Genomic DNA, 775 nt, shown 5'->3' on the forward strand with positions numbered 1-775 from the left:
TCGGCTAATCTACAATCGTGTGGTTGCAGATTAGCTATTTTTGTGAATGAACAAAATAATAAGATATAATAAATGAGCCAAAGAAAGTTAATGTCTAAGCAGTTATTCAGAACTTTGTTTGGCGACAATCCTCACTGGATAACTGCTTAGACATGTTGAGGATTTTTTTATTATGTCTAAACAGATAAATCCATATCTGGATTTTGTGCTTGGTTTAGATGCAACACAGTTTGATTTACTGTGCGACGCTATAAACCAGCGGAAAGATAGAGAAAGATATGGTGTCACTTCTTTTGAAGAAGCTGCTCTTAATTATGGTCGAAAACCGATATGTCCAAAGTGTCTATCAGATAAGTATCATGAAGATGGCTACACTCCATCGCTGGCAAAGCGGTATAAGTGTGAAAACTGTGAATGCAGTTATACATTACTGGCTGATTCCATATTTAATTCTTCAAAAATATCATTCCACAAGTTGATGAGCTATATTCAGCTCATGAGTTTTAATGTACCTCTAGAATTGATATGTGAAGTATTGGATATAGCCAGCAATACTGCAGAACTATGGAGAAAAAAGATATTTTCAACTGTAGACAATTACCAGGATCATCTCAGGCTGTACAATCGTGTATGGATCGATGAAACGTACATAGAAGATTATCAAGTGCTGGAATCATATAATAACGAAAAGCATCCAAGAGGACTGTCGAAAACTAAGATATGCATCGTAGTGGCTATTGATTCCAGTAAGAATATGCTGGCAGTCATTTGTGGT

At 35.9% G+C, this 775-nt stretch carries 1 protein-coding gene; it reads left to right on the forward strand.

Features of this window, described 5'->3' with window-relative positions; genetic code table 11:
- Positions 1 to 172 precede the first annotated feature (172 nt).
- A partial coding sequence (locus tag ACTND6_RS11080; RefSeq protein WP_441045112.1) for a transposase occupies positions 173 to 775 on the forward strand: 603 nt, incomplete at its 3' end.

The sequence above is a fragment of the Bulleidia sp. HCP3S3_C9 genome (genome assembly GCF_052064035.1).
Taxonomy (GTDB): Bacteria; Bacillota_I; Bacilli_A; order Erysipelotrichales; family Erysipelotrichaceae; genus Bulleidia.